General features: G+C 71.3%; 20 protein-coding genes and 1 pseudogene. 14 read left to right on the forward strand and 7 right to left on the reverse strand.

Translation table 11 applies throughout. The features are described 5' to 3' along the window. The 5 genes and pseudogenes from infB to rpsO all read left to right on the forward strand — a co-directional run. Window positions 1–2,251, forward strand: a pseudogene (infB, locus tag BKE38_RS16815) (translation initiation factor IF-2); the annotation flags it as partial. Between the two features lie 101 nt (window positions 2,252–2,352). Continuing rightward, window positions 2,353–2,880 carry a 30S ribosome-binding factor RbfA gene (gene rbfA, locus BKE38_RS16820; protein ID WP_083747613.1) on the forward strand — a complete coding sequence of 176 codons (528 nt, stop codon included), beginning with the start codon at window positions 2,353–2,355 and terminating at the stop codon, window positions 2,878–2,880. 68 nt (window positions 2,881–2,948) lie between these two features. Further along, window positions 2,949–3,302, forward strand: a complete 354-nt coding sequence (locus BKE38_RS16825; protein WP_076958452.1) for an acyl-CoA thioesterase — start codon at window positions 2,949–2,951, stop codon at window positions 3,300–3,302. Window positions 3,303–3,363: 61 nt separating this feature from the next. Next, window positions 3,364–4,353, forward strand: coding sequence for a tRNA pseudouridine(55) synthase TruB (gene truB, locus BKE38_RS16830; RefSeq protein WP_076958434.1), 990 nt, complete (start codon window positions 3,364–3,366; stop codon window positions 4,351–4,353). Between the two features lie 13 nt (window positions 4,354–4,366). Continuing rightward, complete coding sequence (gene rpsO / locus BKE38_RS16835; protein WP_076958435.1) at window positions 4,367–4,636, forward strand: 30S ribosomal protein S15; 270 nt, start codon at window positions 4,367–4,369, stop codon at window positions 4,634–4,636. Between the two features lie 70 nt (window positions 4,637–4,706). Here the strand turns inward: rpsO and lhpI are convergent, their stop codons facing one another. Further along, the gene (gene lhpI, locus BKE38_RS16840; protein ID WP_076958436.1) at window positions 4,707–5,639 is read right to left on the reverse strand and encodes a bifunctional Delta(1)-pyrroline-2-carboxylate/Delta(1)-piperideine-2-carboxylate reductase; all 933 of its coding nucleotides are present in this window, start codon (window positions 5,637–5,639) and stop codon (window positions 4,707–4,709) included. A gap of 346 nt (window positions 5,640–5,985) precedes the next feature. On the opposite strand from lhpI, the gene BKE38_RS16845 reads away from it, so the two are divergent. The 4 genes from BKE38_RS16845 to BKE38_RS16860 all read left to right on the forward strand — a co-directional run bounded on the left by BKE38_RS16845 (window position 5,986) and on the right by BKE38_RS16860 (window position 10,410). Then, entirely contained in the window at window positions 5,986–7,044 is a 1,059-nt protein-coding gene (locus tag BKE38_RS16845; RefSeq protein ID WP_106409237.1) for an amino acid ABC transporter substrate-binding protein, read from the forward strand. A 155-nt stretch (window positions 7,045–7,199) separates the two neighbouring features. Further along, window positions 7,200–8,402, forward strand: a complete 1,203-nt coding sequence (locus BKE38_RS16850) for an amino acid ABC transporter permease (RefSeq protein WP_076958437.1) — start codon at window positions 7,200–7,202, stop codon at window positions 8,400–8,402. 3 nt (window positions 8,403–8,405) lie between these two features. Beyond that, window positions 8,406–9,560 (forward strand): amino acid ABC transporter permease, encoded by a 1,155-nt coding sequence (locus BKE38_RS16855; protein ID WP_076958438.1) that lies wholly within the window; start codon window positions 8,406–8,408, stop codon window positions 9,558–9,560. 55 nt (window positions 9,561–9,615) lie between these two features. Continuing rightward, the gene (locus BKE38_RS16860) at window positions 9,616–10,410 is read left to right on the forward strand and encodes an amino acid ABC transporter ATP-binding protein (protein ID WP_106409238.1); all 795 of its coding nucleotides are present in this window, start codon (window positions 9,616–9,618) and stop codon (window positions 10,408–10,410) included. Window positions 10,411–10,476: 66 nt separating this feature from the next. On the opposite strand, the gene BKE38_RS16865 is transcribed toward BKE38_RS16860, so the two are convergent. Beyond that, window positions 10,477–13,671 carry a glycoside hydrolase family 99-like domain-containing protein gene (locus BKE38_RS16865; protein WP_165694210.1) on the reverse strand — a complete coding sequence of 1,065 codons (3,195 nt, stop codon included), beginning with the start codon at window positions 13,669–13,671 and terminating at the stop codon, window positions 10,477–10,479. 437 nt (window positions 13,672–14,108) lie between these two features. Between BKE38_RS16865 and BKE38_RS16870 the strand changes: the two genes are divergently transcribed. The 3 genes from BKE38_RS16870 to BKE38_RS16880 are packed head-to-tail and all read left to right on the forward strand — an operon-like array spanning window position 14,109 to window position 17,193. Beyond that, window positions 14,109–15,995 (forward strand): potassium transporter Kup, encoded by a 1,887-nt coding sequence (locus tag BKE38_RS16870; RefSeq protein ID WP_076958441.1) that lies wholly within the window; start codon window positions 14,109–14,111, stop codon window positions 15,993–15,995. Further along, complete coding sequence (locus tag BKE38_RS16875) at window positions 15,893–16,633, forward strand: acetyltransferase (protein WP_083747615.1); 741 nt, start codon at window positions 15,893–15,895, stop codon at window positions 16,631–16,633. The genes BKE38_RS16870 and BKE38_RS16875 overlap by 103 nt, the downstream gene beginning before the upstream one ends. Further along, window positions 16,630–17,193, forward strand: a complete 564-nt coding sequence (locus BKE38_RS16880) for a YceI family protein (protein WP_076958443.1) — start codon at window positions 16,630–16,632, stop codon at window positions 17,191–17,193. Before BKE38_RS16875 ends, BKE38_RS16880 begins: the two co-directional genes overlap by 4 nt. On the opposite strand, the gene BKE38_RS16885 is transcribed toward BKE38_RS16880, so the two are convergent. The 3 genes from BKE38_RS16885 to BKE38_RS16895 are packed head-to-tail and all read right to left on the reverse strand — an operon-like array spanning window position 17,190 to window position 19,316. Continuing rightward, window positions 17,190–17,861, reverse strand: a complete 672-nt coding sequence (locus tag BKE38_RS16885; protein WP_076958444.1) for an amino acid ABC transporter permease — start codon at window positions 17,859–17,861, stop codon at window positions 17,190–17,192. The two genes, BKE38_RS16880 and BKE38_RS16885, sit on opposite strands and share 4 nt — an antisense overlap. A gap of 4 nt (window positions 17,862–17,865) precedes the next feature. Further along, complete coding sequence (locus tag BKE38_RS16890; protein WP_076958445.1) at window positions 17,866–18,546, reverse strand: amino acid ABC transporter permease; 681 nt, start codon at window positions 18,544–18,546, stop codon at window positions 17,866–17,868. An 11-nt stretch (window positions 18,547–18,557) separates the two neighbouring features. Then, window positions 18,558–19,316: an amino acid ABC transporter ATP-binding protein gene (locus BKE38_RS16895; protein ID WP_076958446.1), complete on the reverse strand. Its 759-nt coding sequence runs from the start codon at window positions 19,314–19,316 to the stop codon at window positions 18,558–18,560. 344 nt (window positions 19,317–19,660) lie between these two features. On the opposite strand from BKE38_RS16895, the gene BKE38_RS16900 reads away from it, so the two are divergent. Then, complete coding sequence (locus tag BKE38_RS16900; RefSeq protein ID WP_076958447.1) at window positions 19,661–19,924, forward strand: hypothetical protein; 264 nt, start codon at window positions 19,661–19,663, stop codon at window positions 19,922–19,924. Here the strand turns inward: BKE38_RS16900 and BKE38_RS16905 are convergent. After that, window positions 19,921–20,553 (reverse strand): hypothetical protein, encoded by a 633-nt coding sequence (locus BKE38_RS16905; protein WP_076958448.1) that lies wholly within the window; start codon window positions 20,551–20,553, stop codon window positions 19,921–19,923. The two genes, BKE38_RS16900 and BKE38_RS16905, sit on opposite strands and share 4 nt — an antisense overlap. 23 nt (window positions 20,554–20,576) lie before the next feature. Beyond that, window positions 20,577–22,166, reverse strand: coding sequence for a bifunctional metallophosphatase/5'-nucleotidase (locus BKE38_RS16910; protein ID WP_076958449.1), 1,590 nt, complete (start codon window positions 22,164–22,166; stop codon window positions 20,577–20,579). A 257-nt stretch (window positions 22,167–22,423) separates the two neighbouring features. On the opposite strand from BKE38_RS16910, the gene BKE38_RS16915 reads away from it, so the two are divergent. Then, window positions 22,424–23,338, forward strand: coding sequence for a sulfite exporter TauE/SafE family protein (locus BKE38_RS16915; RefSeq protein ID WP_076958450.1), 915 nt, complete (start codon window positions 22,424–22,426; stop codon window positions 23,336–23,338). The last annotated feature ends 105 nt before the right edge of the window (window positions 23,339–23,443 follow it).

A 23,443-nucleotide genomic window follows, 5' to 3' on the forward strand; every position in this document is an offset into this window, starting at 1 on the left:
GAGGGACGCGGCCCCAGCCGCCGCGCCGCGTCCCTCGGTGCCTGGCATCGGCCTGCGCCAGGTCGGCATGGCCCCGGTGCGCCATGCCGGCGGCCCGCGCTCGGCCTCCGGCCCGGGCGGTGGCGCCGGCCAGGGTCCGCGCCGTCCGGCTGGCCCCGGCGCCGGTCCGGGCGCCGCCCCCTCGTCGATGCCGCCTTCGGGCGCCCCCGGCGCGCGGCTGACGCTGCGCGGCCGCGAGGGTGAGGAAGAGGATCGCCGTGGCCCGGTGCGTCGCCCCGGCCTGCCGGCGGCGGCCGCCAAGAAGCCGGTCGCGCCGCCCGCGAAGAAGCCGCCCGTCGGCGCCGACCGGCGCCGCGACGGCCGCATCGACGTGGCCGCCGCGATCGAGGGCGACGACGACCGCAGCCGCTCGATGGCGTCGGTCCGCCGCGCCCGCGAGCGCGAGCGCCGGCAGCAGGAGCTGCAGCGCCTGCGCTCGGATGGCGTGAAGGTCGTGCGCGACGTCGTCGTGCCCGAGTCGATCACGGTGCAGGAGCTCGCCAACCGCATGGCCGCCCGTGGCGGCGAGGTGGTGAAGGCGCTGTTCCGCATGGGCGTGATGGCGACGCTGACGCAGTCGATCGATGCGGACACCGCCGAGCTGGTGGTGAACGAGTTCGGCCACCGCGTGAAGCGCGTCTCCGAGTCCGATGTCGAGCAGGGGCTGGACGGCGTCGTCGACGCCGAGGGCGACATGATCGTGCGGCCGCCGGTCGTCACCATCATGGGCCATGTCGACCACGGCAAGACCAGCCTGCTGGACGCGCTGCGCAAGACCGACGTCGCCGCCCGCGAGGCCGGCGGCATCACCCAGCATATCGGCGCCTATCAGGTGACGGTCGAGGGCGGCCAGCGCGTCACCTTCATCGACACCCCGGGCCACGCCGCCTTCACGGCGATGCGCGCCCGTGGCGCCAGCGTCACCGACATGGTGGTGCTGGTCGTGGCCGCCGATGACGGCGTCATGCCGCAGACGATCGAGGCGATCCACCATGCGAAGGCGGCCGACGTGCCGCTGATCGTGGCGGTCAACAAGATCGACAAGCCGGGCGTCAACCTCGACCGCGTGCGGCAGGAGCTGCTGCAGCACGAGATCGTGGTCGAGAGCCTGGGCGGCGACACCATGGAGATCCAGGTCTCCGCCACCAAGGCGATGAACCTCGACAAGCTGCTGGAAGCCATCCTGCTGCAGGCCGAGGTGCTGGACCTGAAGGCCAATCCCGAGCGCGGCGCCGAAGGCACCGTCATCGAGAGCAAGCTGGACAAGGGCCGCGGCCCGGTGGCCACGGTGCTGGTGCAGAAGGGCACGCTGCGCCAGGGCGACATGGTGGTGGCCGGCGCCGAATGGGGCCGCGTCCGCGCCATGCTGGACGACAAGGGCCGCCAGCTGAAGGAAGCCGGCCCGAGCATGCCGGTGGAGATCCTGGGCCTGTCCGGCGTGCCGTCGGCCGGCGAGCCGCTGTCCTTCGTCGAGGATGAGGGCCGCGCCCGCGAGATCTCCGAGTACCGTCAGCGCCGCAACCGCGACAAGCTGGCGGCGGCGGCGGGTGCCGCCCGCGGCACGCTGTCCGACATGATGGCGCGGGTCGCGGCCGGCGTGCAGAAGGAAGTGGCGGTCGTCGTGAAGGCGGACGTGCAGGGCTCGGCCGAGGCGCTCGGCGTCACCCTGAACAAGCTGTCGCGCGACGAGGTGAAGGTCCGGGTGCTGCATTCGGCGGTCGGCCAGATCACCGAGAGCGACATCCAGCTGGCCAAGGCGTCCAACGCCGTGGTCGTCGCCTTCAACGTCCGGGCCACCGGCCAGGCGCGGGAGATGGCGCAGCGCGACGGCGTCGACATCCGCTACTACTCGATCATCTACGAGGTGTCGGACGACATCGAGGCGATGGTCCGTGGCAAGCTGGCGCCGATCCAGCGCGAGAAGTTCCTGGGCTATGCGCAGATCCTCGAGGTCTTCGAGGTCAAGCGCCTGGGCAACATCGCGGGCTGCCGCGTCACCGAGGGCGTGGTCCGTCGCGGCTGCGGCGTCCGCCTGCTGCGCGACGGCGTGGTCATCCACCAGGGCGAGCTGGCGACGCTCCGGCGCTTCAAGGACGACGTCAAGGAAGTCACCAATGGCTACGAATGCGGCATGAGCTTCGTGAACTACGACGCCATCAAGATCGGTGACCAGATCGAGTGCTACGAGACCGAGACGGTCGCCGCCGTCTGATTTCGTAAGACCAAGTCCCGGGCGGCGGTCCCTGCACCGCCGCCCGGCCAGCGCTGGGGGGGACCCGTGTCCCCCCCATCCTGTTTGTGCAAGAGATCCCCATGGTTAAGAAACTCGCCTCCGCCGGCGCCCCCAGCCAGCGCATGCTCCGCGTCGCGGAGGAGGTGCGCCATGCCCTGTCCGCCGTGTTCATGCGCGGCGAACTGCACGATCCCGACCTGGACAGCCGCCACGTCACGGTGACCGAGGTCCGCGCCTCCCCCGACCTGAAGCACATGACCTGCTTCGTCGCCGCCCTCGGCCGCGCGGTGACCAAGGAGGAGCTCGCCGGGCTGCGCCGGGTGCAGCCCTTCCTGCGCAAGCAGGTGGCCCAGGCGGTGCGGCTGCGCTTCGCCCCCGAGCTGCATTTCCAGCCGGACAACGCGCTGGAATACGCCTCGAAGATCGATGCGGTGATGCGCCGGCCCGAGGTCGCGCAGGACCTGCCGCCGCGCCCCGAGAAGCCTGGCCAGGCGATCCCCGCCCCGGTGCAGTCCCCGGTGCAGTCCCATGGGCCGACCGAGGCCAAGCGCGGCCGGGCGCCGACCCGCCACGACCCGCGCGACAACGACGACGAGGACGAGGCGTGAGCCGGCGCGAGGCCGCCGAGGGCGCGGCCGAGGCCGCCCTGCCGGAGGCGCCGCCCGCCGAGCCGCCGATGATCCGCACCATCGCCATGCCGGCCGACACCAACCCGGCCGGCGACATCTTCGGCGGCTGGCTGATGGCGCAGATGGACCTGGCCGCCGGCAATGCCGCCGCCCGCCGCGCACGCGGCCGTTGTGCCACGGTCGCCGTGGAGGCGATCACCTTCCTCTCGCCGGTGCGGGTCGGCGACGAGGTCAGCCTCTACGCCCAGATCCTGTCCACGGGGCGCAGCTCGCTGCGGATCCGGGTCGAGGCCTGGCGGCGCGAGCGCGAGGGCGAGCACACCAACCGGGTGACCGAGGCGGTCTTCACCTTCGTCGCGCTCGACGCCACGGGCCGCTCGCGTCCGCTGCCGCCGGCCTGACCGCCCTTCCCTTTTCCTGCCGGCCGCGGCGACGCGGCCCAAGAGCGTTGAGACAAAGACCATGGCACGCCCGAACCGCAAGCCGCGTGGCCGCCCGCTGGATGGCTGGCTGATCGTCGACAAGCCCTCCGGCATCGGCTCGACCGATGTGGTGAACAAGCTGAAGCGGGCCTTCCAGGCGCAGAAGGTCGGGCATGGCGGGACGCTGGACCCGCTGGCCACCGGCGTGCTGCCGATCGCCTTCGGGGCGGCGACCAAGATGGTCCCCTATGTCATGGACGGGACCAAGACCTACCGCTTCACGCTGCGGCTCGGCGAGCTGCGCGACACCGACGACGCGGAAGGCAAGGTGATCGAGACCAGCGACGTCCGCCCGACCGACGACCAGCTGCGCGCGGCGCTGCCGGCCTTCATCGGCGACATCATGCAGGTGCCGCCGATCTTCTCGGCGATCAAGATCAATGGCGAGCGCGCCTATGACCTGGCGCGCGAGGGGCAGATCCCGGAGATGGCGGCGCGCCCCGCCCGCGTCGACAGGTTCGAGCTCGAGTCGCGGCCGGATGCCGACACGGCGATCTTCACCGTGCAGTCGGGCAAGGGCGTCTACATGCGGTCGCTGGCGCGCGACATCGCCCGCGCCGTGGGCGCGGTCGGGCATATCGCGACGCTGCGGCGGATGCGGGTCGGGCCTTTCCTCGAGGAGGCCGCGATTCCGCTGGACAAGCTGGTGGGAATGGAGGATACGCCGCCTCCTTCCCCGGACCTTCTGCTTCCCGTGACGACCGCGCTGGCCGACATCCCGGCACTGGCCCTCACCGAAGCGGAGGCCGCACGCCTGTCCCATGGGCAGACCCTTTCGATGGTCGAGTTCATGGGCCGGATACCCGGCGACGCCAGCCCCGATGGGGGGCTTGTGCGGGCAATGGCGGGGGAGCGCCTGAAGGGACTGGTTCGCCTGGAGTCCGGCCGCGTGCGGCCGGAGCGGTGGCTCAGCCCGGGCGACAACACCCTCGTCGCCGTCCAGGCGCTGCCGGACGGCGAGACAGACTGAAAGGCACAAGCCGATGTCGATCAATGTCGAGACCCGCGCGAAGATCATCGCCGAATACGCCACCAAGCCCGGCGACACCGGCAGCCCGGAAGTGCAGGTCGCCCTGCTGTCCGACCGCATCTCGCAGCTGACCGAGCACCTGAAGGCGCATCCGAAGGATTTCCACAGCCGTCGTGGCCTGCTGGTGCTGGTCGGTCAGCGCCGTGGCCTGCTGGACTATGTGAAGCGCAAGAACCAGGCCCGCTACCAGAGCCTGATCGAGCGCCTCGGCCTGCGCCGCTGATCAGCCGCGCTTCGGCGCACTGACAGAAAGAAGATGGGGGTCCGGGGGAATTCTTTCCCCCGGCCTTTTTTTATGGCGTCTCGTAGGCGAGCACGGCCGCCGCGAGGTCCTCGCCGGCCCAGCCCACCGACTTGAACAGCGTCTTCTCCTCCTTCGAGGTCCGCCCCGGATGCGTGCCGCGGCAGAGGTCGAACAGATCCGCCACGATATGGTTCTCGTCGATGGCGCCCTCGCCGATGGCCTGGACGATGTCGCCGGCCTCGGCCAGCCCGCCGGCCCGCGTGTCCGGAAACAGGCTGCAGGACGCGACCAGCGCGCCGTCGCTTTCGCGCATGTCGGGCCGGAAGGCGCCGACCAGATCCACATGCGTCCCCGGCGAGAGGTCGGCGCCGAAGAGCAGCGGCTCGGTGGCCAGCGTCGCCGCCGAGACGATGTCGAAGCCGGCGGGGCTGGCGCTATCGGCGACCGCCGCGGGCAGGCCTTCGTCGCGCAGCCGGTCGGCCAGCCTGCGGGCGCTGTCGGCGCGGCGCGACCAGACGCGGATCTCCTTCAGCGGGAAGCGGGTGCTGTAGGCCTCGGCCAGGGCATGCGCGACCTTGCCGCTGCCGAGCAGCAGCAGGCGCTCGCTGTCGGGCCGCGCCAGATAGCCGGCGGCGAGGACGCTGGCCGCCGCGGTGCGCCGGTCGGTCACCGTGCTGCCGTCGAGCAGCGCCAGCGGCTGGCCGTTCTCGCCATGTGACAGCAGGTAGACCGAGTTCACCGCCTGCAGCCCCGGCGTGTTGGCATTGGCAGGCGTGACATGGACGATCTTCACGCCGGTGTAGCGATGCGCCTGCCAGGCCGGCATCAGCAGCAGCGAGCCTTCCTTTGCCTCATTCTGCGGCAGCGGATGGCGATGGCGCAGCGGCGCCGCGCAGCCGTCGCGGAAGATGGCGGCCAGCGCCTCGATCAAGGCGGGCCAGGGCAGGCGGGCGGCGGTCTCGGCGCGGTCCATGAGGCGCATCGGCAGTGAACTCCGGGGTGGTCGGTCGCCCTATCCTAGGGCGACGCGGCCCCGGCGGAAGGCTGGCCGGCCGGTATCGCAGGGCGGGCAGGCGGTGCCGCTTCCTGGCATCGAACTTGCTAAGCAGGACCTGCCGATTCCCTGTCCAAAAGGGAAGATCGTGCGTCACGATTGCGTCACGCCTCCTGCAAGGCTAACGGGCAAAGGGGGCCGTATCGCCATGCGCAAGCGCGTTGATCCGGACCCTGACCCTGGCGCAGCATATGGCTTGAGCCTGTGCGGCGGGGATCGCGGGAGGAGCCGGCGGAGCAACCGCCGGCCGCTACAAGGATTGGGAGATCACTGAATGAAGCCCATGCGGCTTGCTACCCTTCGCGCGCTCGGCGCGGCGGTCATGGTCGGCACCATGTCGCTGCCCGCGCTGGCCCAGCAGCAGCCGGCGCCGCCGGCGGCGCCAGCCTCCGCCACCTTCGACGCCATCAAGGCCCGCGGCACGCTCAGCTGCGGCGTGAACACCGGCCTGGCCGGCTTCGCGCAGCCCGACAGCCAGGGCCGCTGGCAGGGCTTCGACGTCGAGTACTGCCGCGCCCTGGCGGTCGCCCTGTTCAACGACGCCAGCAAGGTGCGCTACGTGCCGACCACGGCGCAGAACCGCTTCACGGCGCTGCAGTCGGGCGAGATCGACGTGCTGCCGCGCAACACCACGGCGACGCTGTCGCGCGACACCTCGCTCGGCCTGGATTTCCCGGCGGTGAATTTCTACGACGGCCAGGGCTTCATGGTGAAGGCCAGCCTGGGCGTGAAGTCGGCCAAGGAGCTGGACGGCGCCACGGTCTGCGTGCAGCCGGGCACCACCACCGAGCAGAACCTGACCGACTGGGCGCGCGCCAACAACGTCAAGTTCACCCCGGTGATCATCGAGCGGCTGGAGGAGCTGGTCTCCGCCTATGTCGCCGGCCGCTGCGACGCCTACACCACCGACGTCTCCGGCCTGGCCGCCACCCGCTCGGCCCAGCCGAAGCCGGAGGACCACGTGATCCTGCCGGAAGTGATCAGCAAGGAGCCGCTGGCGCTCGGCGTGCGGCATGGCGACCAGCGCTGGGCCGACCTGGTGCGCTGGACGCACAACCTGCTGCTGGCCGCCGAGGAGTTCGGCATCACCACGGCCAATGTCGACAAGGCCGTGGCCGACGACCAGCGACCCGAGGTGCAGCGCATCGTCGGCAAGACCGGCGGGCTCGGCGCCATGCTGGGCGTCGACAACCTCTGGGCGGTCCGGGTGATCAAGGCGACGGGCAACTATGGCGAGATCTTCGAGCGCCACCTGAAGCCGCTGGGCATCCAGCGCGGCCCGAACGCGCAGTGGACCAATGGCGGGCTGCAGTATTCCTTCCCCTTCCGCTAAGGACGGGGCAAGGCTTGTAGAGTGGCGGGGGCGGCCCGGGGGAGACACCCCCCGGGCCGGCCTCGCAACGGCCGCCCCGAAACCGGCCCCCAGAGGCCGGCCCGGGACCCGACCGTCCGACCATCGGACAAAGACGCAACAACGGGGCTTTACGCATGTCCGACACCGCTGCCGATCCAAGGCTGCTTCGCGCGCCGCCGAAGAAAGGGATCCGCCTCTCCTGGGCCGATGAGCGCCTGCGCGCCATCGTCTGGCAAATCCTGGTGCTGGGGGTGGTGTTCGGCATCATCGGCTGGCTGGTCAGCAACACGCAGCACAATCTCGAGGTGCGGCGCATCGCGACCGGCTTCGGCTTCCTCTCGCGCGAGGCCGGGCTGCCGGTCGCCGAGAGCCTGATTCCCTATTCGCCCACCGACACCTATTCACGGGCCCTGCTGGTCGGCGTGCTGAACACGCTGAAGATCGCGGTGGTCGGCGTGATCCTGGCGACCATCATCGGCACGCTGATCGGCATCGCCCGGCTGTCGAAGAACTGGCTGCTGTCCCGCATCGCCGCGGTCTATGTCGAGGTGGTGCGCGACCTGCCGCTGCTGCTGCAGCTGCTGTTCTGGTACGCCATCCTGCAGGGCCTGCCCGGGCCGCGCCAGGCGCTGCATCCGATGGAGGGTGTCTTCCTGTCGAACCGGGGCCTGAAGCTGCCCTGGATCCAGTGGCAGGACGCCCACAGCTTCGCGCTGCTCGGCTTCGTCCTCGGCATCGTCATCACCGTGCTCTATGCCCGCGCCGCCAAGGCCCGGCAGATGGCGGACGGCCAGCCGCGGCGGGTCTGGCCGGCGGCGCTGGGGCTGATCCTCGGCCTGCCGGTGCTGATCTGGGCCGGGCTGGGCGCCCCCTGGACCGGCGACATCCCGGCGCTGCGCGGCTTCAACTTCCAGGGCGGCGTCACCGTGACGCCGGAGTATTTCGCGCTGCTGGTCGGCCTGGTGATGTACACCGCCGCCTTCATCGCCGAGATCGTCCGCGCCGGCATCCTGGCGGTCGCCAAGGGCCAGTGGGAAGCCGCCGAGGCGCTCGGCCTGCAGCGCGGGCTGATCATGCGCAAGATCGTGCTGCCGCAGGCGCTGCGCGTCATCGTGCCGCCGATGACCAGCCAGTACCTGAACCTGACGAAGAACTCCTCCCTGGCGGTCGCCATCGGCTACCAGGACATCGTCTCGATCTCGAACACCACGCTGAACCAGACCGGCCAGGCCATCGAGGGCATCGCCATCATCATGGCGGTCTACCTGACCATCAGCCTGTCGATCAGCCTGTTCATGAACTGGTACAATTCCCGCATCGCCCTGGTGGAGCGCTGAGCCATGGCCGACATCGCCGCCGAAGCCTCCGCCCCCCGCCCCGTGGCCGATGCCGCGCTGGCGCCGCGACGACCGCCGTTGCTGCAGGTCGGGCCGCTGGCCTGGGCCCGCGCCAACCTGTTCTCCTCCTGGATCTCGACCGCGGTCACGCTGGCGCTCAGCTATCTGCTGATCCGCTGGACCGTGGGCTTCATCGACTGGGCCTTCGTCAAGGCCATCTGGTCGGTGCCGGTGACGCCGCAGGGCGCGCAGACCCAGGCCTGCCGCGCGCTGGCCGGCAGCGGCGCCTGCTGGGCCGTGGTGACCGAGAAGCACCGCTTCATCCTGTTCGGAACCTACCCCTATGAGCAGCACTGGCGTCCGGCGCTGGTCTGCCTGCTGTTCGTCGGCCTCTACATCGTCTCCGCCATGCGCCGCTTCTGGCGGCCGGCGCTGGCCCTGGTCTGGCTGGCGACGCTCACCGTGATCGGCATCCTGATGTGGGGCGGCGTGCTGGGCATGCCCTATGTCCCGCAGGAGCGCTGGGGCGGGCTGGTCATCACCCTGATCCTGTCGACCTTCGGCATCGCCTTCGCCTTCCCGCTGTCCATCCTGGTGGCGCTGGGCCGGCGGTCGAAGATGCCGGCGATCAAGATGCTCTGCGTCGTCTATGTCGAGCTGATCCGCGGCGTGCCGCTTATTTCTCTGTTGTTCATGGCCAGCGTGATGTTCCCGCTCTTCCTCCCGGAAGGCATCAACATCGACAAGCTGCTGCGGGCGCAGATCGCCATCATCCTCTTCGCCGCCGCCTATCTGGCCGAGGTGGTGCGCGCCGGCCTGCAGGCGCTGCCCCGCGGGCAATACGAGGCGGCCGACGCGCTGGGCCTGTCCTACTGGCAGAAGACCGGCTTCATCATCATGCCGCAGGCGCTGCGCCTGGTGATCCCGCCGCTGGTGAACACCTTCATCGGCTTCTTCAAGGACACCTCGCTGGTGCTGATCATCGGCATCTTCGACCTGCTGACCGCCGGCAAGACGGCGATCGTCGAGCCGGCCTGGCAGGGCTTCGGCATCGAGATCTACGTCACCGTCGGCGCCATCTACTTCGTCTTCTGCTTCGCCATGTCGCGCTACAGCCAGAACCTCGAGGCGGAGCTGAACCGCCACCGGGTGCGCTGAGCATGGCCAACACCGTCAACGTCCAGAACCACCAGACCCAGGGATCGCAAGCAGCATGAGCGCCACCATGGAAGACGGCCCGCACCTCGCCTCCGCCGTGCGCGCCGACGCGCCGCCGGCCATCCTGCTGGACAAGGTGAACAAGTGGTACGGCGCGCTGCACGTGCTGCGCGACATCAACCTGAACGTCGCCACCGGCGAGCGGGTCGTGGTCTGCGGCCCCTCGGGCTCCGGCAAGTCCACCATGATCCGCTGCATCAACCGGCTGGAGCAGCACCAGGAAGGCCGCATCGTCGTCGACGGCATGGAGCTGACCGACGACACCCGCTCGCTGGATGCCATCCGCCGCGAGGTCGGCATGGTGTTCCAGAGCTTCAACCTGTTCCCGCACCTGACCATCCTGGAGAACTGCACCCTGGCGCCCATCTGGGTCCGCCGGATGCCGAAGAAGGAGGCCGAGGCGCTGGCGATGGACTACCTGTCCCGCGTCAAGATCCCGGAGCAGGCGAAGAAGTATCCGGGCCAGCTCTCGGGCGGCCAGCAGCAGCGCGTCGCCATCGCCCGCGCGCTCTGCATGAAGCCCAAGATCATGCTGTTCGACGAGCCGACCTCGGCGCTCGACCCGGAGATGATCAAGGAGGTGCTGGATACCATGGTGATGCTGGCTGATACCGGCATGACCATGATCTGCGTCACCCATGAGATGGGCTTCGCCCGCCAGGTCGCCGACCGCGTGGTCTTCATGGACCGCGGCGAGGTGGTCGAGTCCGGCATCCCGGACCAGATCTTCAACGATCCGAAGACCGACCGTCTGAAGGGCTTCCTCAGCCAGATCCTGCGCGGGCACTGAAGGCCCGGGCGGAAACGAAGAAGGGGGCCGAAAGGCCCCCTTTTTTTATGCCCTCTCTCGGGGCTGTCAGTCCCGCGGCGGCGGCTGCGGCAGGGCGGAGGACACCGCCTCCAGCCAGCCGCTGCCGAAATCCTGGTCGGGCTCCAGCGTGGTGCCCTCGGCCCACTCGTTCCAGGCATTGACGAAGACCAGCCGGCCCTCGCCCGCCTCCCCGGGCGCCGGCGGGCGGGCGGCGGCGTCGCGCACCAGGCCACGCAGCCAGCGGCGGAAGCTGGCCGGCGTCGCGCCATGCAGGATGCTGGCGCGGGCGCCGCGGCGGGCGGTGTTGTCCCAGCCCATGGTGGCCGCCCGGTGCCGGACGCCCTGCACCGGGGCGGCGAGCCCGGCCAGCGCCCCCTCGACCACGCTGCCATAGTCGTAGATCTGGCCCTGGAAGCCGCTGCCCTCGGCCAGCCGCTCGGCGGTGACCTCGCGCGCGCCGGACAGGCGGTGCGGCGGGAACTCGAAATAGGAGTCGAGGCCAAGCGCCGCCGGGTCCTCCGGCAGGGCCGCGTCGTCGGTGAAGGCGACCCAGCCGGCGGCCAGATGCACCTCGCCCACGCCTTCCTCGCGCAGCGCCTGGCGCAGCGCGGCCATCGACTCGACCGGCCGCGGCATGTGCATGACGCGGTAGATCAGCAGCATCGGGCGGCCGCCCTGCCGCCAGTAGCGCCGGTCGCGCAGCAGCGGCGCGATGTCGCGGGCGAAGGCGGCTTCCCAGCCGGGCTGGTAGCTCTGCGGCATCAGGATGTCGCGCGCCAGCCCGTCCCAGTTGCGGGTCCAGGGCTCGTTGGCCCAGCAGATCATGAAGGGGAAGTCGGGCTCGCCGCTGGCCAGCATGGCCTGGATCGGCGTCTCCAGCAGCGGCTGGCCGTCGAACCAGTAGTGGTAGTAGCAGAAGGCCGAGACGCCGTGCTGGCGGGCCAGCGCCGCCTGCGCCGCCCGGGTCTGCGGCAGCCGCAGGTCGTAGAAGCCGAGCGCCCCCGGCAGCCGCGGCTGGCGATGTCCGGGAAACTGCGGCTTCGCCCGGGTGGCATTGCTCCATTCGGTGAAGCCGGCGCCCCACCAGCGGTCGTTCTCCGGGATCGGGTGGAACTGCGGCAGGTAGAAGGCGACGATATCGACCTTGGCCGCCGGCGCCGGGATGGCGGGCGCCGCCACCTCCTGCTCCTCGGCGATGCGCATGCCCGCATCGTGGCAGAGCAGGCCGATCAGCCGCTCCACCGCATGCGCCGCGGTGCCGTCATGCGGCAGCGGCTCGGCCTCGAAGTCGCCGGGCGTCATGCGGGCGCTGGCGATCGGCCGCAGCAGGAAGGGACGGATCCAGTAGACCGAGCCGCCGGGGAAGGTGCGCGGCTCGTTCAGCGGCGGGATGCCCATGCGCTCGGACAGGCGGTGCACATGGGTCAGGTTGGAATGCCAGTGCTCCGGGTCCTGGCCGACCACGTTGCCGCGCGCCACCACGACGCCGAGGTCGGGATCGCCGCGGAAGGCGCCCAGGATGTCGCGCACATGCCCGCGGTCGCGCAGCAGCCCGGCGGTCAGGCTGCGGCGCCAGGCGTCGCCGTCCTGGCGGTGCAGGCTGCGCTTGGAATGCAGCTTGCAGATCAGCTCGTAGCCGAACAGCGCGCCGGAATTGACCAGGGCGATGAAGGGATAGACGTCGCGCCCGTGATTGGGGAAGGCCAGCACCACGGCGGCCGGGTAGCGCGCCAGGATGGTCTCCTGCAGCGCCTCGGAATGGCCCTGCACCAGGGTGACGAAGAGGTCGAAGGGCTCGTCCAGCGCGCCCAGCGCCGTCTCGAACTCCTCCCAGAGCTCCGGATAGAACAGGTGCAGCACCACGGCGATCCGCGCCGCCGGCTGATGCCCGCGCAGGCGGAAGGTGTCGGGCCAGGCCATGCCGGCGACCTCGTCGGCCGCCGGCATGCGGCCGGTCAGCGCCGGGCGCGCCGGGGTCAGGCCAGCGGGAGGCGAAGCGGGCGGCAGGCTGCCGGGCGACAGGCTGGGGGGCGACAGGCTGGCGGGCGGCGCCTCGGGCGCCGGCAGCGCCATGGTCGCGGCGGAGTTGAGCAGCGCCCGGCGCTCGCGCAGCCGCCGGCGCAGCTGCAGCGTCAGGCTCCAGCGCAGCAGCTTGGCGCCGCCGCGGCCGAGCCGGCGCGCCGGCTGCGGCAGCAGCCCGGCGGCGCTGCGCAGCGGGCCGGTCATCCGCCAGAAGGTGCTGTCGCGCATCTGGCGCAGCTCCTCCTCCAGCGCGCCGAGCCGGACCTGCAGCCCGGCCGCCTCCTGCCGCGCCGCGGCAACGGCCGCAGCCTCGCGGCCCAGCGCCGCGTCATGCGCCTGCAGCGCCGTGGTCTGCATCTGCTGCGCCGCCGCCTGGGCGTGGCGCAGTTGCTGGCGCAGCTGCTGCGCCAGGGTCTCGGCGGCGGTCTCGGCCGTGCCAAGGGCGGCCTCGGCCTCGGCCTGCCGCTGCTGCGCCTCGGCCTGGCGCTGCTGCGCCGCGGCGGCCTGCTGCTGCGCCGCGCCGGCCTCGCCGAGCAGGCGCAGCGCCTCGGCCTGGTGCTGCTCGGCCTGCAGGCGGAAGGTGACGCCGCGGCCGCGCGCGGCGAAGAGGGCACGGATGCCGGCCTCGCGCGCCGGCTCGGCGCTGGCGGCCAGCAGGCGGCGCAGCGGCGCCGGCAGCTCGCTGCCCAGCGCCAGCACGCCCAGCCCGTAGCTGTGGACGAACTCGAAATGCGGGTGGCGGTCCTTCAGCTCGGCCCAGAGCTGCCAGACGCCGTAATCGGGGCGGCGGACATTGGTGTCGTGGAACAGCACCACGCCGCGGTCGGACAGCGTCGGCGCCCAGAGCTCGAAATCCTGCCGCACGGCGTCGTAGGTGTGGCAGCCGTCGATATGCAGCAGGTCGATCGAGCCCGCGCCGAACAGCGGCCGCGCCTGCGCGAAGTCCATCCGCAGCAGGGTGGAGAAGCCGCCGTAGCGCGGGTCGTGATAGGCGCTGAGCTCCTCGAACAGCCCGGTCTCCTGCGCCATGTGCAGGTCGCCCTGCCAGGTGTCGACGGCGTGGCACTGGCCGGCGATGCCGGAATGCGCCATGGCCTGCAGGAAGGCGCAGTAGGAATTGCCGCGATGCGTGCCGAGCTCGACCAGCTGGCGCGGGCGCAGGATGCGGGTCAGCCAGAAGGCGAAGGGGATATGCCCGGCCCAGTGCTCGAACGGCACCAGCCGGTCCGGCTCCCAGAAGAATTCTTCGCCGACTTCCAAGTCACGTAGAAGGACCGCAAGGTCGAGCTCGGCCTTGGAGCCCTCTCCCGGATTTGTTTCGAAGGAAGAAGGCTTTCGGTGGGCTGACATATTCCATCAATCGCTACAGGGCTGAATGGTCATAGCCGGACTTCATCCAGCATGACCAATGCAGAACGACCGACGGACCGCAGATTTTCACGAAACAGCCACCAACTTTCAAATTTCTTTGTTTTTTATCGCTGGACGCAACCAATTCGGCGGCCAGGCTTTCGCTGCAGTCCGGCACCGTGTTCTCACGCCGCCGACCGGCCGACCCCTTCCCGCGCCGGATCAGCCCGCCGCGCCGTCACAGGCCTGCCCCTTGCACCGCGCCATACCGCCGGCCTACTCCTTGTCGCCGGCATCAACACGGCATGGCAGTGTCCACCCAGAACAATTCCCCGGCTCACCGCCAGCTCAGCCCGGCCTTGCTGCTGGGCGTCCTTGGCGTCGTCTATGGCGATATCGGCACCAGCCCGCTCTACGCCCTCCGCGCCTCGCTGCTGCATTTCGCGGCGGACGGGCTGGAGGACTGGGAGATCCTGGGCGTGCTCAGCCTGATCTTCTGGTCGCTCATCCTGGTGGTCACGGTGAAATACGTGCTGCTCGTGCTGCGCGCCGACAACCGCGGCGAAGGCGGCATCCTGGCGCTGATGGCGCTGGCCATGCGGGTCGCCCGCGGCGAGCGCGGCCGCGCGGCCGTCATGATGATCGGCATCGCCGGCGCCTCGCTGTTCTTCGGCGACGGCATCATCACGCCGGCGATCTCGGTGCTCTCGGCGGTGGAGGGGCTGAAGATCATCTCCCCCGCCTTCACCCAGGCGGTGATCCCGATCTCGCTCGGCGTGCTGCTGGCGCTGTTCCTGGTGCAGTACAAGGGGACGCACACCATCGGCCGCATCTTCGGCCCGGTCACCGCGCTGTGGTTCCTGAGCCTCGGCGTGCTCGGGCTGATCGAGATCGTGGTGCAGCCGCATGTGCTGCTGGCGCTGTCGCCGCACTACGCGATCGCCTTCTGCCTGGAATACCACCTGGCGGCCTTCATCGCGCTCGGCTCGGTGGTGCTGGCGGTGACCGGGGCGGAGGCGCTCTATGCCGATATGGGCCATTTCGGCGCGCGGCCGATCCGGCTGGTCTGGCTCTGGGCGGTGCTGCCGGCGCTGACCCTGAACTATTTCGGCCAGGGCGCGCTGCTGCTCTCCGACCGGACCGCGCTGGAGAACCCCTTCTACCTGCTGGCGCCCGAGTGGTTCCGGCTGCCGCTGGTGATCCTGGCGACCTGCGCCACCATCATCGCCAGCCAGGCGATGATCTCCGGCGCCTTCTCGATCGCGCGCCAATGCGTCCAGCTCGGCTACCTGCCGCGGATGGTGGTCACCCACACCTCGGAGACCGAGGAGGGGCAGATCTACATGCCGCAGATCAACCTGCTGCTGCTGGCCGGCGTCATCGTGCTGGTGCTGTCCTTCCATGACTCGGACAGCCTGGCGGCGGCCTATGGCATCGCGGTGACCGGCACCTTCCTCTGCACCACCTGCCTGGCCGGGCTGGTCTTCCGCCGGCAGTTCGGCTGGTCGCGCCTGGGCGTCGCGCTGGTGGTGGTGCCGATGCTGCTGCTCGATGCCGGCTTCTTCATCTCCAACGTGCTGAAGGTGCCCGATGGCGGCTGGGTGCCGCTGCTGCTGGGCGCCGGCATGTTCGCGCTGATGCTGACCTGGCGGCGCGGGCGCGAGCTGCTCTTCGCCCGCTTCCGCCAGGACAGCCTGCCGCTGAAATCCTTCCTGGCCCGGCTGCCGCAGTCGCGCACCATCCGCGTCCCCGGCATCGCCGTCTTCATGACCGGCCAGGCCGACTACGTCCCCGCCGCCCTGCTGCACAACCTGAAGCACAACAAGGTGCTGCATGAGCGTGTGCTGTTCGTCACCGTCGAGAACGAGGACGTGCCCCAGGCGCAGCAGCGCCGCGAGGTCTCCGAGCTGGCGCCGGGCATCCACCGCGTCATCCTGCGCTACGGCTTCCAGGAGAGCCCGAACATCCCGCGCGAGCTCGAGGCGCTGCGCGAATACGGCGTCGAGTTCGAGAGCATGCAGGCCAGCTATTTCCTCGGCCGCGAGACGCTGGTCGCGGCGGCGGTGCCGAAGATGCCGGCCTGGCGGCAATGGCTGTTCTCGGTGCTCAGCCGCAATTCGATGCCGGCCACCGAGTTCTTCCGCATCCCGAGCGACCGCGTGGTCGAGCTCGGCGTCCGCGTCGCCATCTGACGGTGGCGCTGCTGTTCATCGGCGCCGGCGGGCATGGCCGGGCGCTGCTGGAGCTGCTGCGCGATGCCGGCCTGCCGCCGCCGGGAGGCGTCCTGGACGACGCGGCGGACTGCCCCGGGCTGGCCTGCCCGGGGCTGCCGCCGGTGCCCTGGCTGGGCCCGGTCGCCCGCGCGGCGGAGCTTTTTTCCCGGAAAGACTTCGACAGCGCGCATGTGGCGCTGGGCCGCAACGCGCTGCGGCGCCAAGTCGGCGAGTCTCTGGCCGCGATCGGCTATGCCCTGCCGGTGCTGCGCCACCCCTCGGCCGTCATCGCCGGCAGCGCCCGGATCGGGCCCGGCAGCGCCATCCTGCCCCGCGCCGTGGTCGGCGCCGCGGTCGAGGTCGGCACCTGCGCCATCCTCAACACCGGCAGCATCGCCGAGCATGATTCGGTGATCGGCCCCGCCTGCCACCTGGCGCCGGGATCGGTGCTGGGCGGCGGCGTGCGGCTCGGGGCCGAGGTGCTGGTCGGCATCCTGGCCGGGGTGAAGCCCGGGCTGCGCATTGGCGACGGCGCCGTCATCGGCATGGGCAGCGCGGTGCTGGCCGATGTGGCCCCTGGCCAGGAGGTCGGCGGCGTCCCCGCCCGGCCGCTGTGAGGCTCGGCCGCCGCGCCTGGCTGGCCGGGTTGCTGTCGCGCCCGGCCATGGCGCAGGCGGCCATCCCCCGCTTCGCCTTCGACCCGTCGCTGGCGGCACTGGATTTTTCCGTCACGGCGCTGGGCCTGCTCGACCTTCCCGGCCGCTTCACCCGCTTCCATGGCGTCCTGGCCTTCGACCCGGCCGCGCCGGAGCAGACCGCGCTGACCGTCGAGATGGATGTCACCTCGGTGGAGATGGCGGATCCCGGCCGCACCGCCCGGCTGCGCGGCGCCGAATTCTTCGACGCGCAGGCCTTCCCGCACGCTCACTTCGCCAGCCAGGCGGCGCGGCGGCTGGCGGCCGGGCGGATCGCGCTGGACGGGCTGCTGGCGCTGCGCGGCCAGGCGCTGCCGCTGGTGATCGAGCTGCTGGTCGGCGAGCGCCGCGGCGGCAGCCTGGGGCTGGAGGCGACGGGGCGGCTGTCGCGCAGCGCCTATGGCATGGTCGCCGACCGGGCGCTGCTGGGAGATGCGGTGCGGCTGTCCCTGCGCCTCAGGATCGCCGCACCGGCCGGTTAGCGGCCCGCCATCGCCTTGTTCTCGAGCCGCGAGATCAGCCGCACCAGCGGCCAGAGCAGCAGGAAATAGGCGATCGCGGCGGCGACGATCGGGGTCGCGTTGTAGGTGGCGTTCTGCGCCTGGCGGGCCTGGAACAGCAGCTCCGGCAGGGCGACGACACTGGCGATCGAGGTCAGCTTGACCACTTCCAGCGTGTTGCTGACCAGGTCGGGCAGCACGTTGCGCACCGCCTGCGGCAGGACGACATGGGCCAGCGCCTGCGCCTGGCTGAGGCCGGTGCTGCGGGCGGCCTCGACCTGGCCGCGGGGGACGCTGCCGATGCCGGCGCGCAGCACCTCGCCGTAATAGGCGCCGGTGTTCAGGAAGAAGCCGATGGCCACCGCCCCCCAGGCGCCGACATCGAGCCCGGCGAAGGGCAGGCCGGCATAGAGGAAGACCAGCAGCACCAGCGGCGGGATGGCGCGGAACAGGTCGGTCCAGGCCGCCGCCGCCCAGCGGATGCCGCGCGGCCCGGCGGTGGAGAGCAGCGCCAGGATCACGCCGCCCACCATGCCCAGCGGCACCGTGATGGCCGAGAGCGCCAGGGTATACAGAAAGCCCTGCCAGAGGATCGGCCAGGCCTCCCGGACGATTTCCACATTGAGGAAAGCCGTCAAAAAGTCGTCCATGGGATCACCGCTTCCAGGCGAAGCGCGTCTCGATCCAGCGGCCGAGCGCGACGACCGGGATGAAGAGCACGAGATAGGCGATGGCGCCGAGCGTCAGCGCCGAGGGATTGGCGGAGAAGGACATCGCGCTCTGCGAGGCGCCGAGGATCTCGGCCACGCCGACCACCGAGCCCAGCGCGGTGCCCTTGGTGATGGCGATGGTGCGGTTGGTCAGCGGCGGGATGGTGATGCGCAGCGCCTGCGGCAGCACCACCATGCGCAGCGTCTGCAGGAAGGACAGGCCGGTGGAGCGCGCCGCCTCCCATTGCCCCTTCGGCACCGCGGTGATGCCGGCCCAGTAGATCTCCTCCGAGAAGGCCATCAGCACCAGGGTCAGCGACAGCCAGGTCGCCGCGAAGCCGGACAGGCCGATGCCCAGCGTCGGCAGGCCGAAGAACAGCAGCACGATGATGACCAGCGGCGGCAGGGCGCGGAACAGGTCGACGGTGAAGATGATCAGCCAGTTCAGCGGCCGGATACCGAAGGACCTCAGCACCGCCAGCGCCAGGCCCAGCGCCAGGCCGGCGACGACGATCAGCAGCGCCAGCAGCACGGTCAGGGCCAGGCCCTGCGCCACCAGCGGCAGATAGGTCGCCATGACCTTCAGGTTGAAGAAGGAGAACAGGAAGTTTTCGAGGCCGGACATGGGGGGCGCGCTCAGTGCCGGTCGATCTGGCGGATGAAGGCCCGGGTCCGCTCGTGCTGCGGGTCGCCGAAGATCTGCGCCGGCGGCCCCTCCTCCAGCTTCTGGCCATCGGCCATGAAGACCACGCGGTCGGCGGCGGCGCGGGCGAAGGCCATCTCGTGGCTGACCACGACCATGGTCATGCCGCTCTCGCGCAGCTCGCGCATGACGTTCAGCACGCCGCCAACCAGCTCGGGGTCGAGCGCGCTGGTCGGCTCGTCGAACAGCATGACCCGCGGCTCGAGGGCGATGGCGCGGGCGATGGCCACGCGCTGCTGCTGACCGCCGGACAGCTGCGCCGGGTGATGGTCCATCCGCTCGCCCAGGCCGACGCGGTGCAGCGCGGCGGCGGCGATGGAATCGGCCTCGTCGCGGCTTTTCCCCAGCACCTTGCGCAGCGCCAGCATGACGTTCTGCCGCGCCGTCATGTGCGGGTAGAGGTTGAAGCTCTGGAACACCATGCCGATGCGGCGGCGGGCGGCGTTGATGTCGGTCTTCGGGCTCAGCAGCTCGATGCCGTCGACATGGATCGAGCCGTCATCCGGCTCCTCCAGCCGGTTCAGGCAGCGCAGCAGGGTCGACTTGCCGGAGCCGGACGGGCCGATGATGAAGACCAGCTCGCGCTCGGCGACGCTGAGGTCGACGCCGTGCAGCACGGTCAGCGCGCCGTAGCGTTTCCACAAACCGCGCGCATCGACGATCGGGCGCGGGGCGTCGGCGGAGACAGGCATGGCGGTTCCTCGGGCACGGAGGGAAGGGAAGGCTCTTAGGCGAGTCGGGGCCTGCCGAGAAGCCGATCGCTGCAGCGCGAGCAAAGCGCGTGCCAGTAACCGGCACAAGAGCGTCATGAAATTCCAGCCATTGGCACGCGGCCGGCGCTATCCTGCGCGGCATCCGAGCGATTGAGGCAGAACGACAAGAATTCGGGACGAAATGGCGGGACGGCCGGGCCCCGCCGCGTCTAGGCTTGCGTTGCTGCGATGGCGGCCCCGCCCGTGGCGCCTGACCACCTCGACCACCGAGGGGCGTCTGGGCGGGGCGCCGACCCGCCGCGCCCTGCCGAAAGGAGAGGCAGATGCATCGCGAAGCCGGCCCCGACCCCCTGATGCGCACCCTCGCCGAGGCGCTGCGCCGCGACCCGGCGCTGCAGGCGCAGATGCGCGCCGCCCCGGACACGGCGACCGCCCTGGCCATGCTGCGCGCCGCCGGCCTGCCGCTGCCGCCCCCCGCGCCGCGGCACGGCCCGCTGTCTGATGCGGCGCTGGACGGGTTCTCGGGCGGCGGCAGCGCCGAGGACGTGGTGGCGGGGCTGCTGCAGTCGCTGCAGGCGGGGGGTTAGCGCCGCGCCGCCTCCTGCATGGCCAGGATCAGCTCGGCCCCGATCAGGTTGGCGCGGCGCGGGTCGCCATTCGCCGCGGTGCTGCGGACCTTGAGGAACTGGCCGTCCAATACGGTGACGCAGACGGCGTCGCCGGTGGTGCCGCCATGGGTCTGGGTGATGCGGTAGTTGTTGCAGCGCAGGCCGGGGCCGCCGCTGCGGGTGCGCTCGACCAGCAGCTCGGGATCGGCCGGCTCGACCGCGCGGTAGCGGCCCAGCGCCATCACCCCGTCCAGCTCCTGCCGGGTGACCTGCAGCTCCGCCGCCACGTCCGGGCTCATCGCGCCTTCCGGGGCGCGGCGCTGGCGGCGGTCATAGAGATAGACGGTGGCATAGTCGCCATTCGCCCGGTGGTAGCCGGCCGCGCGGCCGAGCCCGCTGGCGGCGCCGTAATCGGTCACCTCGCCGCGGCGCTGGAAGCTGCCGAGGGTCGCGGGGAAGTCGATCGCGGGCCGGGCGGCGGCAGGTGCGGCGGCGGCGGGCGCAGCCGTGGCGGTGGCCAGGCCGGGCTGCGGCGCGGCGGCCTCGGGCGTGGCGCAGGCCGCCAGGAGCAGCAGCGGGAACAGCGGAAGCAGGCTCGGACGCATCATGGGCCCTCGGTGGAAAAGGACGCTCAGCGTGCCATCCGCGCGATCCGCCCGTCCAGCGCGGTCCGCGCTGCACCATCCGCCGCCAGGAAGGCCGCCACCGCCTCCTCCAGCGGGGCGCCGTTGTCATAGGCCTCCAGCACCCTGTCGCGGAACGGGGCATAGCCGTCGCCGCCGCGGCGGTTGAAGTCATTGGTGACCAGCCGATAGGCGCGGCCATCCTCCAGCGGGTGGAAGCCGCCGGCCTCCGCCACCGCCACCTCGCGCAGCCGCTGCCCGAGCGGCGCCGCCGGGTCGAAGCGGAGCCGCAGCCCGGCGATCTGGGGGAAGCCGCCGCCGCCCTGCTCGACGCGGGACAGGCCGATCTCCAGCGCCGCGCGCAGGTCGCCGCCGCGCAGCGTCAGCCGCGCCAGGGTATTGCCGAAGGGCAGCACCTCCAGCACGTCGCCCAGCGAGATGGCGCCGGCCGGCAGTCCGGCGCGCAGGCCCCCGCCATTGGTCACCGCGATCTCGGCGCCCGGGGCGGCGGCCAGCATGGCCTCGGCCACCAGGTTGCCCAGCCGGCATTCGCCCACCCGGCAGCCGGCATTGGGCAGCGGCTCGGCCGACTGCCCCACGGCGCGGGCGCGCAACGCGGCGATCGGGCGGCGGTATTCCTCGACGATGGCGGCGACGCGCGGCGCTTCCGGCAGGTCTGGCGTCACCGGCAGCACCCGGCCGCCATGCGCCAGGACGCGCCCGTCGCCGCCGAGCTCCAGGTCCAGCCGCCCGGCCCAGCGGCCGAAGGCGCCGGCCTGGACGATGCGGGTGACCCGGTCGGGGCCCTCGATCATCGTGGGGGAAGGCCCTTCGGCCCCGGGCAGATCGGCCAGCAGCGTGTGGGAATGGCCGCCGACGATGACGTCCACCCCCGGCAGCCGCGCCGCCAGCGCCTGGTCGGCGGCCAGGCCCAGATGCGACAGCAGCACGATGGTCGCCGGCCCCTCGGCGCGGATCGCGGCGATCGAGCGCTCGGCGGCGGCGGTGGCCTCGATGAAGCGCAGCGTCGGGCCGGGGCTGGAGGCCTGGGGCGTGGTCTCGGTGGTCAGGCCGATGACGCCGATCCGGGCCTGGCCCAGGGTGAAGACGGCATGGCCGCGGATCAGCCCGGCGAGCAGCGGCTCGGCGCCGGCATCCAGATTGGCCGAGAGCAGCGGGAAGGGCACCATCCCGGCATAGGCGGCCAGGCGCTGCGGCCCGCCGTCGAATTCATGGTTGCCCAGCGCCATGGCCTGGGTGCCGGTGGCGCGCTGCACCGCGGCCTCGGCGGCGCCGTGATGGGCGGTGTGGAACAGGCTGCCGGTGAACTGGTCGCCGGCATCGAGGCGCAGCACCGGACGGCCTGCCGCCGCCGCCTCGGCCTGCAGCAGGTCGAGGCCGCTCGCCAGCCGGGCGCTGCCGCCGAGGCAGGACGCGCCCTCGCGGCAGGCGGCGCCGCTGGCCTGCATTCCGTCATGCTTGGCATGGAAGTCGTTGACATGCAGCAGGCCGAGCCTTGCCACCGGTTCCGCCATGGCGCGGTGCAGTGCCGGCAGCGCGAGCGTGGCAGCCAGCAGGGAGCGTCGGCGCAGCGCCATGGCGAAAAAATCCGAAAAAACGCCGGGAACCCCCGGCCGTCGCAAGCTTTAGCCCAAGACTTGCCGCAATCCGAATGTCCCCTGTGCGGCGTCGCGGTGACAATCCTTTCCCCGGCCCCATGACGGGCGCCGGCGGCGGAGCGATTCGTCACCGCAGGAAGGAACGGCCCGGCGGCCTCGGTCGCCGGCAACCCGGCTGCGATCACGCAACCCCCGGTGCGCAGGTGCCGGGGGTGCCAAGGTTTGGTGGAGACGCGATGCAGGTCTATCTGCCGATCGCCGAAATGTCCGTGGATGCCCTGCTGCTGCTGGGCATCGGCTTCGGCGTGGGATGGCTCTCCGGCCTGTTCGGCGTGGGCGGCGGCTTTCTGTTGACTCCGCTGCTGATCCTGATCGGGATTCCGGCGCCGGTCGCCGTCGCCTCGGGCGCCAACCAGACGCTGGGCGCCTCGGTCTCCGGCCTGATCGCGCAGTGGCGGCGCGGCAATGTCGATCCGCGGATGGGGATGGTGCTGCTGGCCGGCGGCTTCATCGGCTCCGGCCTCGGCGTGCAGCTCTTCGCCTGGCTGCGGCGGCAGGGCCAGGTCGACCTCGCAGTCTCGGTCTTCTACGTCGTGATCCTGGGCAGCGTCGGCGCGCTGATGGTGCGCGAGAGCGCGCGCGCCATCCTGCGGCGGCGGCGGCAGGTGGCGCCGGCCCGGCTGCACGCGCATCTCTGGATGCACGGCCTGCCCTTCAAGCTGCGCTTCCGCAAGTCGCGCCTCTATATCTCGGTGATCCCGCCGCTGCTGGTGGGCTTCGGCATCGGCGTGCTCTCGGCCGTCATGGGCGTCGGCGGCGGCTTCATGCTGGTCCCCGCCATGATCTACCTGCTGGGCATGCCGACGGCGGTGGTCATCGGCACCTCGCTGTTCCAGGTGGTCTTCGTCGCCGCCAACGTGACCCTGCTGCAGGCGGTCTCCACCGGCAGTGTCGACATCGTCCTCACGCTCCTGCTGCTGGTGGGTGGCGTTGCCGGCGCGCAGTTCGGCGCCGCCATGGGCACCAAGCTGCGCGGCGAGGAAACCCGCGCCCTGCTCGGCCTGCTGGTGCTGGGCGTCGCGGCCAGCCTGCTCTGGGGGCTGGTGGTCACGCCGGACAACCTCTTCGCCGTCGGGCCGATCCCGCAATGAGGCTCCGGGGCGTCATGTTGGCGGTCTTGCTGGCAATGGCCGTCCCGGCCGTCGCCCAGACGCCGGCGCCCGCCCCCACGCCGACGCCCACGCCGACCGCCCCGG

Source organism: Teichococcus deserti, assembly GCF_001982615.1.
GTDB classification, from domain to species: Bacteria; Pseudomonadota; Alphaproteobacteria; order Acetobacterales; family Acetobacteraceae; genus Pseudoroseomonas; species Pseudoroseomonas deserti.